The sequence below is a fragment of the Microbispora sp. ATCC PTA-5024 genome (assembly GCF_000511135.2).
Classification (GTDB): domain Bacteria; phylum Actinomycetota; class Actinomycetes; order Streptosporangiales; family Streptosporangiaceae; genus Microbispora; species Microbispora corallina.
The window spans coordinates 590707-605694 of sequence record NZ_KI866522.1; the positions used below are offsets into that span (position 1 = coordinate 590707).

Here is a 14988-nt window from a genome sequence, read left to right on the forward strand (position 1 = left end):
GTTGCTGTCGTGACAGCGATTGCCGTACGGTGGGCTCGCTCCCCCACCGTCTCCCTCCAAGGACCCCGTGTGAACGTGATGATCATCGGCGGCGGCGTCGGCGGCCTCTGCCTCGCCCAGGGGCTGAAGAAGGCCGGCGTCGGCGTCACCGTGTACGAGCGCGACGCCTCGCAGCACTTCCGCGGCCAGGGCTGGCGCCTGTCCCTCAAGGAGGAGGGCGCCGACGCCCTGCGCGCCTGCCTGCCCGCCGACCTGTTCGAGCTGTGCGTGGCGACCGCCATCCGGCCCGCCACCCGGATGACCTTCCTGGACCACCTGCTGGTCCCCAAGTTCGGCAAGCCCATCCCGCCGCTCCCCCACGACCGCTTCTTCGGCGTCAACCGCCTCACGCTGCGGGAGATCCTGCTGTCCGGCCTGGAGGACGTGCGGCGCTTCGGCGCGGAGTTCGTCCGGTACGACCTCGTGGACGACGGCGTGCGGGCCCACTTCGCCGACGGGACCTCGGCCGTCGCGGACCTGCTCGTCGGCGCCGACGGCACGTACTCCCGGGTGCGCAGTCAGCTGCTCCCGCACGCCGAGGTCGACGACATCGGCGGCTTTGTCTACGGCCGTACGCCGCTGACCGGGCGGACGCTGGAGTGGCTTCCCGAGGTCCTCCTCGACTCGTTCAACCGGGTGATCGCCCCCGACGGCAGGGCCATGTCGGTCGTCACCTGCCGCACCCGCGAACCGCTGCCGGAGGCGGTCGCCCGCCTGTCCCCGTCCGTACGGCTGACCCCGATGCCCGACTACCTCGCGTGGATGGTCTCGGCCGCCGAGCCGGGCGGGTGGACCGTGCCGGGTGCGGGGGGTCCCCGGGCGTTCCGTGAGGCGGACGGGGAGACGTTGCACGGCCTGGCGCGGCGGATGATCGAGGACTTCCACCCGGCGGCCCGGCGGGTCGTCGACGAGGCGGACGTCCCCGCGACGTTCCCGGTGGCCCTGCGCTCGGCCCGGCCGGTCGCCCCGTGGCCGGCGACCCGCGTGACGCTGCTCGGCGACGCGATCCACAGCATGTCGCCCGGCCGCGGCGAGGGCGCCAACACCGCGCTGCGGGACGCCGAGACGCTGCTGCGCGCCCTCACCGCGGCCGCGTCCGGGCAGGTCTCCCTGCTGGAGGCCGTGCGCGGCTACGAGGCCGAGATGCTGGACTACGGCTTCACGGCCGTGACCGCGTCGCTGTCCCAGCCGTTCATGCCCCGGCGCTCCTGACCCTCGTCCGCCGGGGCGCGCCTCACGGCCGGCCACACCACGATCAGCGTGTACGCGCCCAGCACGGCGAGGCCCGCCCAGCCGGGAAGCGGGAAATACCCGGCGGACGGCGCGTAGTGGGCGACCACCTGGGGATACGCCACCCTGGTCTGCGCGACGGCGAAGCCCGCGGCCGGGGTGAGCCGCAGCAGCCACTCCGACACGGCGTCGGGCAGCAGGGGGACCGCGGTCAGCGCGTAGGGCGCGGCGACGAACGCCAGCGCGACGAGGATCGCCGCCCACCCGCGCCGGAGCAGGACGCCGAGCCCGTACGCCAGGACGGCGCACAGCGCGAGCACCGCCGCGACGCCGGCGACGACCCGGACGCCGGTCAGCAGGGAGATCGGCTGGACGGGGACGCCGTTTCCCCTCAGGATCGCGACCCCGGCCGGCACGACCACGCCGGCGGCGGCGAGCCCGGTCACGAACGTCGCGGCGCCGGCCACCACGGCCCGGGCGGCCAGGGCCCGGCGGGACGCCGCCCTGCCGGTACGGGCGCCGAACCGGGCGGCGACGACGATGACGACGATCAGGGCGACCACCAGACCCAGCAGCGTGCTCTCGACGGGGCGGGCGCCGTCGTCGGCGCTCGGGCCGATGTCACCGGCCCCGCTGACGGTGACGACGCCGTCCTTCTCCACGGCGCTGGAGGCGTTGTGGTACCTCTCCCAGTCGGTGTGGTTCATCTCGCCAACGGCCTCGCTGCGCCACGGGCCGGCGGTCGCACCGTCCACGGCGACGTGGTCGAAGACGCCGGTGGCCTGCGTGAAGCGGACCTGCTCGACGGCCCCGCCCAGCCCGACGGGGCTCAGCGTGAGGTCGCCGGGCGAGGTGGCGAACAGCCCGACCTGCGCCGTCGCCGGGAGGCCGGCCAGCTGCACGGCCGCGACCGTCCGCCACCGCCGGCCGTCGGCGGACTCCGAACCGGTGATCGTGTCGCCGGCCCTCGTCAGGCGCAGCCAGCGCGGGGACCCCGGTGCGAGGCCGCCCGGGCTCCCGGCGACGTCGTGGCCGTAGTCGTACTGCATCCGCACGCCGTGGTGGCCGGTCATCATGAGCGCCGCGTAGGAGGAGCCCTGCCGGACCCCGTCCTTGACGATGATCCCGGCCTTTGCCCAGGGCACCAGGCCGGAGACGATCCGGTCATGGCGAGGCGGGGGGTAGGTGATCGTGCCGGTCATCGACGTCAACCGCACGGTGACGGAGCCGTGGGGGCCGAGGCCGCGGTGCAGGAACCAGAACTGGTCGCTGACGGTCGAGCCGTCCGCGGCGGTGGGCGGGGTGGGGCACGGTCCGCCGCAGTCCACCCGGTTGCCGAAGGACTGGAGCAGGCCGAGGGCGATCACGGCGAGGGCCGCCGCCGCCAGGGCGATCAGCCGGCCGGGGCGGCGGAAGGCGGTCCACTCCCGGTGGAGGAGTCGTCTGAAGGGCATGCCGCCGTTCCTACGGGCACGGGCCTCACAGGGGCCGAACGCCGCCTGTCATCCCGCTGTTAGGCCGGGCCGGGCATGCTGGAGGGATGATCAGGCTGCGCACCGGGACCGTGGGGCTCCGATTCACGATCCTGTACGCCGGGGTGTTCCTCATGTCCGGCATCGGGCTGCTGGCCCTGGCCTTCCTGTTCTCCGGGGAGAAGGTGACCAGGGTCGCCCCCGGACAGGGCCCCGCCGGCGACGGCGGCGTCCACGACCTGCCCGGTCATCTGGCCGATGCGGGCGCGGACCACTCCCGCCAGATCCTGATCGGCTCGGCGCTGGCGCTGGTCGTGATGGCCGCCGTCTCCCTGGTGGTCGGCCGGGTGCTGGCCAGGCGGGTGCTGCGCCCGCTGCGGCTGATCACCGCGGCGACCCGGCGTATCTCGGCCGACAATCTCCACGAGCGGCTGGGCGTCAGCGGCCCGGCGGACGAGGTGAAGGACCTCGCCGACACCGTCGACGGCCTGCTGGAGCGGCTGGAGACGTCGTTCGCCGCCCAGCGCAGGTTCGTCGCCAACGCGTCGCACGAGCTGCGGACCCCGTTGGCGACCATGCGGGCGTCGCTGGACGTCGCGGTCGCCAAGCCCGGCGTGCCCCGGCAGACGCTCGTCCTGGGCGACCGGCTCCGCGTGCAGCTGGATCTGGTGGACCGGCTGCTCGACGGCCTCCTCGTTCTGGCCCGGGCGGAGCACGGGGCGCTGGCCCGCTCCCCCGGCGCCGACCCCCAGGTGGACGTGGACGAGCTGGTCACGCGGGCGCTGACCGGCCGCGGCGAGGAGATCGCGGCGAGCCGGCTGACGGTGACCAGTGATCTGGGCGCGGGAACGGCCATCCGCGGCGACGCCGCCCTGCTGGCCCGGATGGTGGGCAACGTGGTCGACAACGCCGTGACCCACAACGAGGAGGGCGGCTGGATCCGCGTCGAGACATTCCGGGAGGGCGCCGAGGTCCGGCTCGTCGTGCAGACCGGCGGACAGGTCCTCGACCAGCGGGACGTGGACCGGCTCGCGCGGCCCTTCGAGCGGCTCGGCGCGGACCGCACCGGGTCGGACAACGGCTCCGGCCTCGGGCTGTCCATCGTCGCCGCGATCGCGGCGGCGCACGGCGGACGGCTCGACCTGCTCGCCCGGCCGCGGGGCGGCCTGCGGGTGTCCGTCGCGCTGCCGGCCGCCGCGGCCGGGGTGCCGGCATGAGGATCCTGGTCGTCGAGGACGCGCGACCGCTTGCCGAGGTCGTCGCGGAGGGCCTGCGCGACCAGGGGATGGCCGTCGACGTCACCCACGACGGGCTGACGGCCGCCGCGAAACTCGACCTCACGGCGTACGACGTGGTGGTCCTCGACCGGGATCTGCCCGGCCTGCACGGCGACGCGCTGTGCCGGACGATCACCGAGCGGCACGACCGCCCGATGGTGCTGATGCTGACGGCCGCCGGGGAGCCCGGCGACCGCGTCAGCGGCCTGACCCTCGGAGCCGACGACTACCTCACCAAGCCGTTCCACTTCCCCGAGCTGGTCCTGCGCGTCCACGCGCTGGCGCGCCGCAGGCCGGACGTTCACCCGCGGACCCTGCGCGCGGCGGGGATCGAGGTGGACCCGGTGCGCCGGGTCGCCGTGCGCGACGGCCGGCAGCTCAACCTCTCGGTGAAGGAGTTCGCCCTGCTGCAGGCGCTGATGCGGGCCAGCCCCGGCTTCCTCAGCGCGGAGGCCCTGCTGGAGCAGGTCTGGGACGAGAACGCCGACCCGTTCACCAACACGGTGACCGTGACGATCGGCCGGCTGCGCCGCAAGCTGGGCGAGCCGCCCGTCATCACGACGACGCCCGGCGTGGGGTACCGGCTGGCCTGAATACTCCCTGCGCGAACCGTCCCGTCAGTGGCCGGCGCCCACCGGCGCCTCCCGCGCCGCCACCACGGTGAGCGCGGCGGCCACCAGGGCGACGGGGAGGACGGGCGCGGCCGCCGGGGCGTGGAACGCGAGCCACCCGGCCGCCGCGGCTCCCGCCGCCAGCCCCGCGAGCAGCACCACGCTGTGCAGCCGGACTACCCCCTCGCTCACCAGCCCGGTCAGCACACCTGTCAGCGTGCCCGTGAAGAAGGTCGTCGACAGGCCGGGGATGCCGAACGTCCGCGAGGCGCCGCTCTGCACGCCCATCGCGAGCGAGGCCGCCGCCACCATGCCCAGCCGGAGGATCTCCCCGGGCCGTCCTCCGGCCGCCGACGAGACGGCCAGGACGGCGACCAGCAGCACCGTCTCCCCCGCCAGCACCAGCGCGAGCCGCTCGCGCCACTGAGGCCGGCCCGCGGCGAGGGACCCCATGGCGCGCGCGCCCGCCGCCACCCCCAGGACGAAGCCGGCGAACGCGGCGCCCGCCCGGGCCGCCAGCATCGGGTCGGGCTCGGCCGCCGCCAGGCCGAGCACCACCAGGTTGCCCGTCATGACGCTGGCGAACACCCCGCCCAGCAGGACGAAGCCGATCGCGTTGGTCGCCCCGGCCGCCATGGTCAGGGCCGTCGCCATGACCATCCGCCACGCGTCCGTCGGTCTCGGCGTGGCCGCTGTGCCCATGTTCGCGCCCTTCGTCGCCCGGACGGCACCGGTCCTCAGGGCATTCCCCGCCCGGGGCGCTCCCCTACCCGCCGGACGGCCGGGCCCGCAGGCCGTCGAGCGCGACGCCGAGCACCCGCTCGCGCTGCGCGTCGTCGGCGTACCCGATCCCGGTGATCCCAGCGATCATGCGCAGGAGGTCGTCGAAGCCGATGTCGGATCGGGCGTACCCGGTCTCCTGGGCCCGTGCGAGCAGGGGCTCCCCGGCGGCGTACAAGGCCTCGCGGCAGGACCGGATCATGTCCGAGTCGCGGTTGAGGGACTCGTAGAGCGCCCGCTTCGTGCCGATGTAGCCGACGAAGCGGCGCAGCCACGCCACCAGCGCCTCCCACGGCGGGAGCCCGGCCAGCTCGTCCGCGGCCCGGCACAGCTCCTCGACCTCCCCGACGTACACGCTGTCGAACAGGTCCTGGCGGGTGGGGAAGTTGCGGTAGAGCGTGCCGATCCCGACGCCCGCGCGGCGGGCGATGTCCTCCAGGGACGCGTCGGTCCCGTGCTCGGCGAACGCCTGCCGCGCCGCCTGCAGCAGGGCGTCGAAGTTGCGCCGCGCGTCGGCCCGCTGCGGCCGGCGCACCGCGACCCGGGGGTGTCCGGGCGCCTTGTCCGTCACCGATTCCTCCCAGACTCCGTCTCCGGTTGAAGTGGAGGCACACCTCCGCTAATGTGGAGGCAGGCCTCAACTTTATCAGGCCGGCCTTCCTGCCGCGCCCTCGCCGGCACCTGTTCTTGCGCCGCCCTCCGAGCGGCATTCACTTCCGGTCCGAAAGGACTTCAATGGCATCCACTGTCGTACCCTCACCCTCGCGCGCCTCGACCCGGCCCACGTTCCTCGTGTTGTCGGCCGCGACGGGCGCGTTCTCGATGTTGCAGTCGCTGGTGGGTCCGGCGCTGCCCACGATCCAGCACGATCTGCACACCACCCAGAGCGCGGTGACCTGGGTGCTGACCGCGTGGCTGCTGGCGGCCTCGGTGGCCACCCCGCTCATCGGCCGGATCGGCGACATGATCGGCAAGGAGCGGACGCTGCTGGTCAGCCTCGGCGCGGTCGCGCTCGGCTGCCTGGTGGCGGCCCTCGCCCCCAACCTGCCCGTGCTGATCGCCGCGCGGGTTCTCCAGGGGCTCGGCGGGGCGATCTTCCCGGCGTCGTTCGGGATCGTCCGGGACGAGTTCCCCGCCCAGCGGGTGCCCTCGGCGATCGGCGGCCTGTCGGCCCTGATCGCCGCCGGAGGCGGGCTCGGCGTCGTGCTGGCCGGCCCGGTCGTGGACGGGCTGGGCTGGCGCTGGCTGTTCCTCCTGCCGATGGCCGTCGTGACGGTGGCGGCCGTCCTGGCCCGCCGGTACGTCCCGCGCTCCCCGGTCCGCACCCCCGGGCGGGTGAACTGGGGGGCGGCCGTGCTGCTGTCGGCCTGGCTGGTCGCGCTGCTGATCCCGCTGAGCGAGGCCCCGGCGTGGGGCTGGACGTCCTGGCGCGTGCTCGCGCTGCTCGCCGTCGCGGCGGTGCTCCTCGTGGCGTGGGTGGCGGTCGAGCTGCGCTCGCGCTCCCCGCTGATCGACATGCGCATGATGCGGATCCCCGCCGTGTGGACGACCAACCTGGTGGCGCTGCTGTTCGGGGCCGGCATGTTCTCCGTCGTCGCGTTCCTGCCGCAGTTCATGCAGATCCCCGCCTCCACCGGGTACGGCCTCGGGGCCGGCGTGACCGAGGCCGGGCTGCTGATGGCCCCCATGCTCGTCACGATGGCCGCCGGCGGCTCGCTCAGCGGCCCGATCTCCTCGGTGGCCGGGCCGAAGGCGCAGCTCGTCGCAGGATCCGCGTTCAGCCTGCTCGCCTGCGCCGCGTTCGCCGTCTACCACGAGCGGCTCTGGCAGCTGGGGGTCGCCGGCGCGGTCCTCGGGATCGGCCTCGGCCTCGCGTACGCCGCGATGACCACCCTCGTCGTCGGGAGCGTTCCGGCGCACCAGACGGGCGCGGCCGGCGGCATGAACGCCAACATCCGCACCATCGGCGGGTCGATCGGCGCGGCGGTCGTCAGCTCCGTCATCACGGGGAGCTCCGCCCCCGACGGCCTGCCGTACGAGTCGGGGTTCACCCACGCCTTCCTGCTGCTGACGGCGGTCTCGGCGGTCACCCTCGCCCTGGCGCTGCTCGTCCCGTCCGCGCGCCGCTCCGCACACCGGCGCGCGGAGGAGCCGGAACGGCTCCCGGAGCCGGTGCGCTGAGCTCGGGGGCCGGCGGCCGCCGGAAAACGGACACGCGAAAATCGGTCACGGGGAGACGTCGAAGACGCGCGGACGGCTCCGACCATCCGGTGAGAGGTCTCCGAAGGGACGCCCGAATCTCATCGCAAGGAGTGACCGTGAAGTACATGATCCTGATTCACAACCGCCCCGGATACGTCGACGAGCTGCCCGAGGGTGAGCGCACCGAGCTGTTCGCCCAGGTCGACGCCATCATGAAGGAGCTGTCCGCCTCCGGCGAGCTGCTGCGCGGCGAGGCGCTGGCCGACCCGGCCGAGACCAGGACGGTCCGGGTCCGCGGCGGCGTCCCAGCGGTCACCGACGGGCCGTTCATCGAGGCCAAGGAGCAGTTCGCCGGCTACCTGCTCGTGGAGTGCGACGGCGTCGACCGGGCCGTGGAGATCGCCGCGAGCTGGCCGGACGCCCGCTACTTCGCCATGGAGGTCCGGCCCGTCGTCCACCAGTCGGGCCCGGAGGCCTAGGTCCTTCGGGAGCTGCAGCCCGCGTCACCACGTGGTCCCCGGCCGGAGTGCGGCGCCGGCCGGGACCACGGCACCGCCCGCCCGGACACGGGCCCGGCTGACCGCCGAGCGTGGTCGCATCGATGCCCAGATCGCCGCGCTGACCCGTACCCGTGACCGCCTCGACGCGATCATCCTGTTCTCCGGAAGTCCGGCCAGCGGCTGTAGACGGATCGCCGGCCAGGACAACGCCGCGCGGGCGAACCACGCCGCGACGCCGTGATCGCGACGGCCGGAAGAAGGTTCTGGGAGTTGACGCCCGTCGGGGTGTCGAGAATGTGGTGGCGGCTCCGTCCCAGGGACACGAGCGGCCACGACGGGCCGCGCGACCCAGAAGGAGAACCATCGTGAAGTACCTGCTGCTGAAGCACTACCGAGGTGGCCCGGTCCCCGTCGTCGACTACGGGTCGATGGACCGGTGGACGCCGGAGGAGGTCGACGCGCACGTGCAGTACATGCGCGACTTCGCGGCCCGGCTGGAGGAGACGGGCGAGTTCGTCGACGAGCAGGCGCTGTCACCGGAGGGGACGTTCGTGCGGTACGACGGCGAGGGGCGCCCACCGGTGACCGACGGCCCGTTCGCCGAGACCAAGGACCTCATCGCCGGTTGGATGATCATCGACGTGGAGTCCTGGGATCGCGCGGTCGAGCTGGCCGGGGAGCTGTCCGCCGCTCCCGGGCCCCGCGGCGAGCCGATCCACGAGTGGCTCGAGGTCCGGCCGTTCTACGCCGAGCCGCCCACGGTCATCGAGTGAACGAGTCGCTGCTGCGGGAGCTCGTGCCCGCGGTGATCGGTGTCCTCGTCCGGCGCGGAGCCGACTTCGCGTCGGCCGAGGACGCCGTTCAGGAGGCCCTGCTCCGCGCGCTGGAGATCTGGCCGGGCGATCCACCGCGCGACCCGAAGGCGTGGCTCGTCACGGCGGCGTGGCACAGGTTCCTCGACGCCGCCCGTGCCGAGGCGTCGCGGCGGGGGCGGGAGCTCGCCGTGGAGGTCGAGCCCCCCGCCGGTCCGGCGCCCGCCACGGACGACACGCTGCGGCTCTACTTCCTGTGCGCCCACCCCACCCTTCCGCCGGCCTCGGCCGTCGCCCTGACGCTGCGCGCGGTCGGCGGCCTCACCACGCGGCAGATCGCGGCGGCACACCTGGTCCCCGAGGCCACCATGGCGCAGCGGATCAGCCGGGCCAAGCGGCGGATCGCGGGCCTGCCGCTCGACCAGCCCGGCGACCTCGCGACGGTGCTGCGGGTCCTGTACCTCGTCTTCAACGAGGGGTACGGCGGAGACGTCGATTTGGCGGCCGAGGCGATCCGCCTCACCCGCCAGCTCGCCGCCCTGACCGACGAGCCCGAGGTCGCGGGGCTGCTCGCGCTCATGCTGCTGCACCATGCCCGCCGCGCGTCCCGCACCGGCCCGGGAGGTCGCCTGGTGCCGCTCGCCGAGCAGGACCGATCCCGCTGGGACACCGGCCTGATCGCCGAGGGGGTGACGATCCTGCAGGCCGCGCTGGCCCGCGACCGGCTCGGCGAATACCAGGCGCAGGCCGCGATCGCCGCCCTGCACGCCGACGCGCGCAGCGCCTGCGAGACCGACTGGGTGCAGATCGTAGAGTGGTACGACGAACTGGTGCGCCTCACCGGCAGCCCGGTGGTGCGGCTCAACCGCGCGGTGGCTGTCGGCGAGGCCGACGGACCGCGGGCCGGCCTGGCGGCGCTGGCCGGCGTGGACCCCGGCCTCCCCCGCTACACCGCGGTGACGGCGTACCTGCACGAGCGCGCCGGCGACCTCACGCGGGCCGCCGAGCTGTACGCCGAGGCCTCCCAAGCCGCCGCCAGCGTGCCGGAGCGCGACCACCTCACTCGGGAGGCCGCACGGGTACGGCAGCTGCTGCGTCCGTGAGTGCGGCGTCCGCGCCGTTCCTGAAGATCTCGCGGGTCCGGGCCGCGAGCAGGAGGTCTAGTTCGCCGCCGGGGCGTCCGGCACCGCCACGCGGCCGAGCGTGCGGTCGAAGACGGTCAGCAGGAGGTAGACCGCGCCGGAGCCGAGCATGACCCAGGCGAGCCGGTGCATGCCGCCGGTGTCGGCGTGCCGCCCGAAGGACGCGGCGGTCGCGGACGAGGCCACCATCGAGCCGAGGTAGGCGAAGGTGCGCAGCAGCCCGGCCGAGGAGGCGGTGCGCTCGGGGTCGGCCTGGAAGTAGACGGAGTTCTGCAGGGCCAGGTTGTTCAGCCCCTGGGGGACGCCGAAGATCAGGGCGACGAGGATCAGCAGCCACAGGGGGCTCGTCCCGGTGAGCGTCAGCATCACCAGGCAGGCGACGATCTGCCCGGCCGCGCCGACCAGCAGCTTGGCGCGCACGCCCGGGCGCCGCCCGGAGACGACCGAGACGCCGATCGCCATCAGGAACAGGGGGATCTGCGCCAGCCCGGCGTGGAAGGGCGTCAGCCCGTACCCCTCCTCGGTCCACTGGCTGAAGCCGTAGAGGAAGGCGTAGGCGACAACGTAGGCGACGAGCGCGCGCCCGTAGGTGGTCAGGAGCGGTGTGTTGCCCCCGAGCACCCGCAGGTCGATGAAGGGGGTGGCGGCCCGCAGCTCCCGCGCCGCGAACGCGGTTCCCGCGGCGACGGCGATCACCGCCAGGTACCAGTCGCGCAGGTGCAGGTTCATCAGGAACAGCAGCAGCGAGATGAGCATCGCGGCGAACAGGCCCATGCCGGGCAGGTCGAGGCGGGCGGCCATGCCCCCGGCCCGCGGTGACGCGCCCGTTCCGGCCGTCTTGGGCAGCCGCAGCAGCCCCAGCAGGACGGCCGCGACGGCAAGCGGCACGTTCAGCGCGAAGGTGGCGCGCCAGCCGCCCGCCGCGATCAGCAGGCCGCCCAGCAGCGGGCCGACGACGGCGATGGTCTGGTTGGCGACCGCCAGGGCGGTCAGCACCCCGGCCGGACTGTCCCGTCCGGTGCGCCTGGCCTCGCTGCGCAGCAGTGCCATCGCGGCGGGATAGCCGGCGCAGGTGCCGAAACCGAGCAGGACACGCGCGACGATCAGCACCCCCAGGTTCGGCGCCAGGGCGCCGGCGACTCCGGCGACGCCGATGAGGCCGGTGCTGAGGAGGAAGAGCCTGCGCGGCCCGAAGATGTCGACGAGCCGGCCCACGACCGGCTGCCCGAGCGCGGTGGCCAGGTAGAGGGCGGAGACCAGCCACGCGGTCTGCGAGACCGGCGCGCCCAGGGCCGTGCCGATGGGGACGAGCGCGACGGAGATGATCGTCGAGTTGATCGGGTTCAGGACCGAGCCCAGCAGCATCGGCGGCAGCAGCCGGCGGTCGAAACCCGTCGTGTCGGTGGCTCGTAGAGCGTCCGCCTTCGAATCAGTCATGGGTCAGCCGCGCCAGGACGGCCATGGCGGCGATCACCGTCTGCCGTTCCTCCTCCGTGCACTTGTCCTGCAACTGGCCGGCGAGCCATTCCTTCCGGGCCTGCCGCCCCTCCTCCACCCGGCGGTGGCCCTCCGCGGTCAGCGCGATCAGCAGGCGCCGCCCGTCGTCGGGGTCGGGGGTCCGCTCCACCAGCCCCATCGCGGCGAGCGATGCGACCGTGGCCGTCATCGACTGGTGCCGCACCCCTTCGGCGGAGGCGAGCTCACTCGCCGTGACGCCCTCCTTGCCGGACAGGCGGGCCAGGACGGACGCCTGGCCCAGGGTGAGGTCCTCGACCTCGGTGGCTTTCAGGATGCGGCGCCGCAGGCGGCTGATGACCGCCCGGATCTCGCGCGACGCCTGGACCGCCGAAGGCGACAGGCTCGGGTTCTCGCTCATGCCCCAACCGTAACGTCCGCAGGTTCAGCTGTACAGTTCAACCTGTACAGAATGAGCTGCGTCACGAGCTAGCTAGCCGGGCGTTCCGTCGCGCTCGCCTCGTCCGGCGAGGTGCTGGACCTGCCGGTCGTGCACTCCGGCCACCCAGTCGTAGGTGGCCGACGGGCCGATCCGCGGGTCGCCGGGCACCTGGGCGTCACGCAGGGCGTGCACGTACGCGCGATCCCGGTCGATCCGCGCGCGTACCTCATCGGCTCCGCCGACGGACCCGTGACCGGGGACGAGGACCTCGACGTCGTCCGCCGCGCGCTCGAGCAGCAGCAGCGCGGCGAGGTAGTCCTCGATCGGGTCCGCGGCGTTCAGGTCGAGCATCGGAACCAGGACATCGGACAGCATGTCGCCGGCGACGAGAACGCCGCGCTCCTCGATCAGCAGCGCCGCGTGGCCCGGGGCGTGCGCCTGGTGCTCGACGATCCGGACCTGAGGGCCATCCCAGGGGATCCCCGCGGCGCCGGCGGGCACGCCGGTGATGAGGCCGAGCAGGTCAAGCGGCACCTGCTCGAGGATGTCCGGCGGTATCAGCTGGGCGACGCGGGCCTTCGCACCCGGGTCCGACAGCCGATCTCGGACGGTGGCCGCGCAGCGGGCCGTGCCGTAGCGAGGCGCCGAGCCGAGCCCTGGGTGCCAGAGCAGGTGATCCCAGTGCGGATGCGTCGAGAAACCCGCCACAACGGGCCGGCCCAGTTCACGAAGGTCGTTCGCGAGGCAGGCCATCTCGTGGCCCTGCACCCCGGGGTCGACGAGCAGCACACCGGCGCGGCCCTGCACGACGACGGCGTTGCTTCGGCAGAACCCGCTCTCGTGGACCAGCACGCCCTCCGCGACCTGCCTCAGCACGGCGGCCCCTTCCGCTTGTGATTTGCAACCGCTCGTCGAGACGGTAGTGCCGGGCGGTGGTAGATTGCAAGCAGTATGGGCGAAGTGAATGAGCCACGGTCGGAGTGCCCGATCAACGCCGCCATCGAGGCGTTCGGCGATCGCTGGAGCCTGATCGTCCTTCGCGACATCGTCTTCGGAGGCCGCCGCTACTTCCGGGAGCTGCAGGCGAAGTCGATCGAGGGGATCGCCTCGAACATCCTCGCCGACCGGCTCAAGCGGCTCGTCAGGTCGGGACTGCTCACCCGCGAGGACGTACGGCCCGGCCAGCGGGCGCGCTACAGCCTGACCGAACCCGCGATCCAACTCGTACCGGTGTTCGCGCAGCTGGGCAGCTGGGGACTTCGCCACCGGCCCACGAGCAGCGCGCTGAACGCTCGCGCCGTGCTGCTCGAACAAGGCGGCCCCGCGCTCTGGCAGGAGTTCATGGACGAGCTTCGCCACGAGCACCTCGGCTCCGGACAGCCGGCGCGATCACCGAGCGTTCGCGAGCGCCTGAACGCGGCCTACCTCGCCGCCACCGACTCCTCGTAGCCCGTCGGCCGTGTCCTAAGGTGCCGACGGAGCGTGGCTTCGGGAGGCGACGGGGTCTGGGGCGGGTAATGATCGGGCCTCGTTCCGGTCTTCCCCGGGCCTCTCGTTTGCCGCACCATTCCCGAGACGAATACCGTCATTAGGGACTTATGGGGGCGAAAGGGAGATCCGTCGTGGGAAGCAGACGCCTGTCGCCACGTCCCCGATCCCTTCGCGGCCGCACCACGATGGCCGTCGCCCTGCTGACCCTGCTGTTCCTCGGCGTCATCGGCGCCACCGCCGACTTCCTCGTGATGGACCGGCTGCAGATCCACGCCTTCCGGGAGGCGCAGCGGGCGGCGACCGACTGGATCGGCGCCTTCCGGCCGGGCGCCCCGCCGCCGACGCCCGCCGTCCGCGGCGCCGTCGACCTCCTCCAGCTCGTCGACACCCGCGGACGGGTCGTGGCCGCCAGCGACGCGGCGGCGGGCATGCCGCGCCTGAGCACGCTGCGGCCCCCGGACGGCGACCGGATCCAGGACGGGGTGACGTGCTTCCATGACGGCGGATGCGTCCTGGTCAGCGCCGTGCTGCCCCCTCCGCTCTACGTCCAGCAGGTGTGGCGGGGCGAGCCCCACGTCGTGTACGCGGGGATGGCTCAGCCGCCCATCCTGGCCGGGAACCGCCTCGAGATCCTCACCGCCGCCGCGATCCTGCTGACCACCGGCCTGGTGGCGTGGGGGAACTGGTGGATGGCGGGCCGATCGCTGCGCCCCGTGGCGGAGATCCGCGAGGCCATGGCCGACATCACGGTGAGCGATCTCAGCCGGAGGGTGCCCGAGCCGTCCGGCCGGACCGAGTACACCTTGCTCGCCCGCACCGCGAACCAGACCCTCGCACGGCTGGAGGAGGCGGTGAGCCACCAGCGCCGATTCGCCTCCACCACCTCCCACGAGCTGCGGAGCCCGCTGGCCGGGCTGCGCGCCCTCCTGGAGGAGGCCGTGCTCTATCCCGGCGAGGTGGACCCCCAGGTGACCGTCAGGGAGGCCCTGGCGGTCAGCCGGCGGCTGGAGACGATCGTGGACGACCTGCTGGTGCTGGCCCGGCTCCGCGCGGGCGACCCGGCGGCGCAGGAACCGCTCGACCTGGGCGCGCTCGTCCGGGAGGAGGCGCCGCTCCACTGCGACAGGGTGACGATCCACGTCTGCGCCCGCCCCGGGATGACCGTGCGCGGCAACCGGATCCAGCTCGCCCGGATCCTGCAGAACCTCCTGGCCAACGCCTGCCGCCACGCGGCATCCCGGATCGACGTGACCGCCGAGCGGGGCGACGGCATGGCCGTCGTCACGGTGACCGACGACGGCGAGGGCATCGCGCCACAGGACCGGGAACGCGTCTTCGAGCGCTTCCTCCGCCTGGACGACGCCCGGCGCCGCGAGCCCGGCGGCAGCGGGCTCGGCCTGGCCATCTCCCGCGACATCGCCACGGTCCACGGGGGGACGCTCGTGGTCGAGGACGCCCCGCACGGCGCCCGGTTCGTCCTGCGGCTCCCCCTGGAGGACCGTCCGCGGGACGGGCCCGGCGCCGCGGACGGCTGA

General features: G+C 73.8%; 15 protein-coding genes. 9 read left to right on the plus strand and 6 right to left on the minus strand.

Going from position 1 to position 14988, the window contains the following annotated elements:
• The first annotated feature begins 78 nt into the window (after positions 1 to 78).
• Positions 79 to 1251 carry an FAD-dependent oxidoreductase gene (locus MPTA5024_RS02675; protein WP_232326414.1) on the plus strand — a complete coding sequence of 391 codons (1173 nt, stop codon included), beginning with the start codon at positions 79 to 81 and terminating at the stop codon, positions 1249 to 1251.
• Here MPTA5024_RS02675 and MPTA5024_RS02680 read toward each other — a convergent pair.
• Complete coding sequence (locus MPTA5024_RS02680) at positions 1191 to 2723, minus strand: hypothetical protein (RefSeq protein WP_051457634.1); 1533 nt, start codon at positions 2721 to 2723, stop codon at positions 1191 to 1193. The genes MPTA5024_RS02675 and MPTA5024_RS02680 overlap by 61 nt on opposite strands.
• Positions 2724 to 2809: 86 nt before the next feature.
• Here MPTA5024_RS02680 and MPTA5024_RS02685 point away from each other — a divergent pair, with 86 nt between their 5' ends.
• Together MPTA5024_RS02685 and MPTA5024_RS02690 are read left to right on the plus strand one after the other, a co-directional pair.
• A complete protein-coding gene (locus MPTA5024_RS02685) occupies positions 2810 to 3958 on the plus strand; it encodes a sensor histidine kinase (protein WP_036319366.1) in 1149 nt (382 codons plus the stop codon).
• Positions 3955 to 4611, plus strand: a complete 657-nt coding sequence (locus MPTA5024_RS02690) for a response regulator transcription factor (protein ID WP_036319369.1) — start codon at positions 3955 to 3957, stop codon at positions 4609 to 4611. The genes MPTA5024_RS02685 and MPTA5024_RS02690 overlap by 4 nt, the downstream gene beginning before the upstream one ends.
• 24 nt (positions 4612 to 4635) lie before the next feature.
• Here MPTA5024_RS02690 and MPTA5024_RS02695 read toward each other — a convergent pair whose 3' ends face one another.
• Both MPTA5024_RS02695 and MPTA5024_RS02700 read right to left on the minus strand, forming a co-directional pair.
• Entirely contained in the window at positions 4636 to 5331 is a 696-nt protein-coding gene (locus MPTA5024_RS02695; protein ID WP_084369389.1) for a DUF1275 family protein, read from the minus strand.
• Positions 5332 to 5395: 64 nt separating this feature from the next.
• Positions 5396 to 5980 (minus strand): TetR/AcrR family transcriptional regulator, encoded by a 585-nt coding sequence (locus tag MPTA5024_RS02700; protein WP_036319372.1) that lies wholly within the window; start codon positions 5978 to 5980, stop codon positions 5396 to 5398.
• 164 nt (positions 5981 to 6144) lie between these two features.
• Here MPTA5024_RS02700 and MPTA5024_RS02705 point away from each other — a divergent pair, with 164 nt between their 5' ends.
• From MPTA5024_RS02705 to MPTA5024_RS02725, 4 genes are all read left to right on the plus strand, one after another.
• Positions 6145 to 7590, plus strand: coding sequence for an MFS transporter (locus MPTA5024_RS02705; RefSeq protein ID WP_036319375.1), 1446 nt, complete (start codon positions 6145 to 6147; stop codon positions 7588 to 7590).
• Positions 7591 to 7736: 146 nt separating this feature from the next.
• Positions 7737 to 8090 (plus strand): YciI family protein, encoded by a 354-nt coding sequence (locus MPTA5024_RS02710; RefSeq protein WP_198167066.1) that lies wholly within the window; start codon positions 7737 to 7739, stop codon positions 8088 to 8090.
• 383 nt (positions 8091 to 8473) lie between these two features.
• A complete protein-coding gene (locus MPTA5024_RS02720) occupies positions 8474 to 8884 on the plus strand; it encodes a YciI family protein (RefSeq protein ID WP_198167067.1) in 411 nt (136 codons plus the stop codon).
• The gene (locus MPTA5024_RS02725; protein ID WP_036319386.1) at positions 8881 to 10026 is read left to right on the plus strand and encodes an RNA polymerase sigma factor; all 1146 of its coding nucleotides are present in this window, start codon (positions 8881 to 8883) and stop codon (positions 10024 to 10026) included. The genes MPTA5024_RS02720 and MPTA5024_RS02725 overlap by 4 nt, the downstream gene beginning before the upstream one ends.
• A 57-nt stretch (positions 10027 to 10083) precedes the next feature.
• Here the strand turns inward: MPTA5024_RS02725 and MPTA5024_RS02730 are convergent, their stop codons facing one another.
• The 3 genes from MPTA5024_RS02730 to MPTA5024_RS02740 all read right to left on the minus strand — a co-directional run bounded on the left by MPTA5024_RS02730 (position 10084) and on the right by MPTA5024_RS02740 (position 12838).
• Positions 10084 to 11502 (minus strand): MFS transporter, encoded by a 1419-nt coding sequence (locus MPTA5024_RS02730; protein WP_036319389.1) that lies wholly within the window; start codon positions 11500 to 11502, stop codon positions 10084 to 10086.
• Positions 11495 to 11941 carry a MarR family winged helix-turn-helix transcriptional regulator gene (locus MPTA5024_RS02735; RefSeq protein WP_036319392.1) on the minus strand — a complete coding sequence of 149 codons (447 nt, stop codon included), beginning with the start codon at positions 11939 to 11941 and terminating at the stop codon, positions 11495 to 11497. The genes MPTA5024_RS02730 and MPTA5024_RS02735 overlap by 8 nt, the downstream gene beginning before the upstream one ends.
• 72 nt (positions 11942 to 12013) lie before the next feature.
• Positions 12014 to 12838 carry an MBL fold metallo-hydrolase gene (locus tag MPTA5024_RS02740; RefSeq protein WP_036319394.1) on the minus strand — a complete coding sequence of 275 codons (825 nt, stop codon included), beginning with the start codon at positions 12836 to 12838 and terminating at the stop codon, positions 12014 to 12016.
• Between the two features lie 84 nt (positions 12839 to 12922).
• Between MPTA5024_RS02740 and MPTA5024_RS02745 the strand changes: the two genes are divergently transcribed.
• Complete coding sequence (locus MPTA5024_RS02745; protein ID WP_232326134.1) at positions 12923 to 13411, plus strand: winged helix-turn-helix transcriptional regulator; 489 nt, start codon at positions 12923 to 12925, stop codon at positions 13409 to 13411.
• Positions 13412 to 13584: 173 nt separating this feature from the next.
• Positions 13585 to 14988, plus strand: a complete 1404-nt coding sequence (locus MPTA5024_RS02750) for a sensor histidine kinase (RefSeq protein WP_157099265.1) — start codon at positions 13585 to 13587, stop codon at positions 14986 to 14988.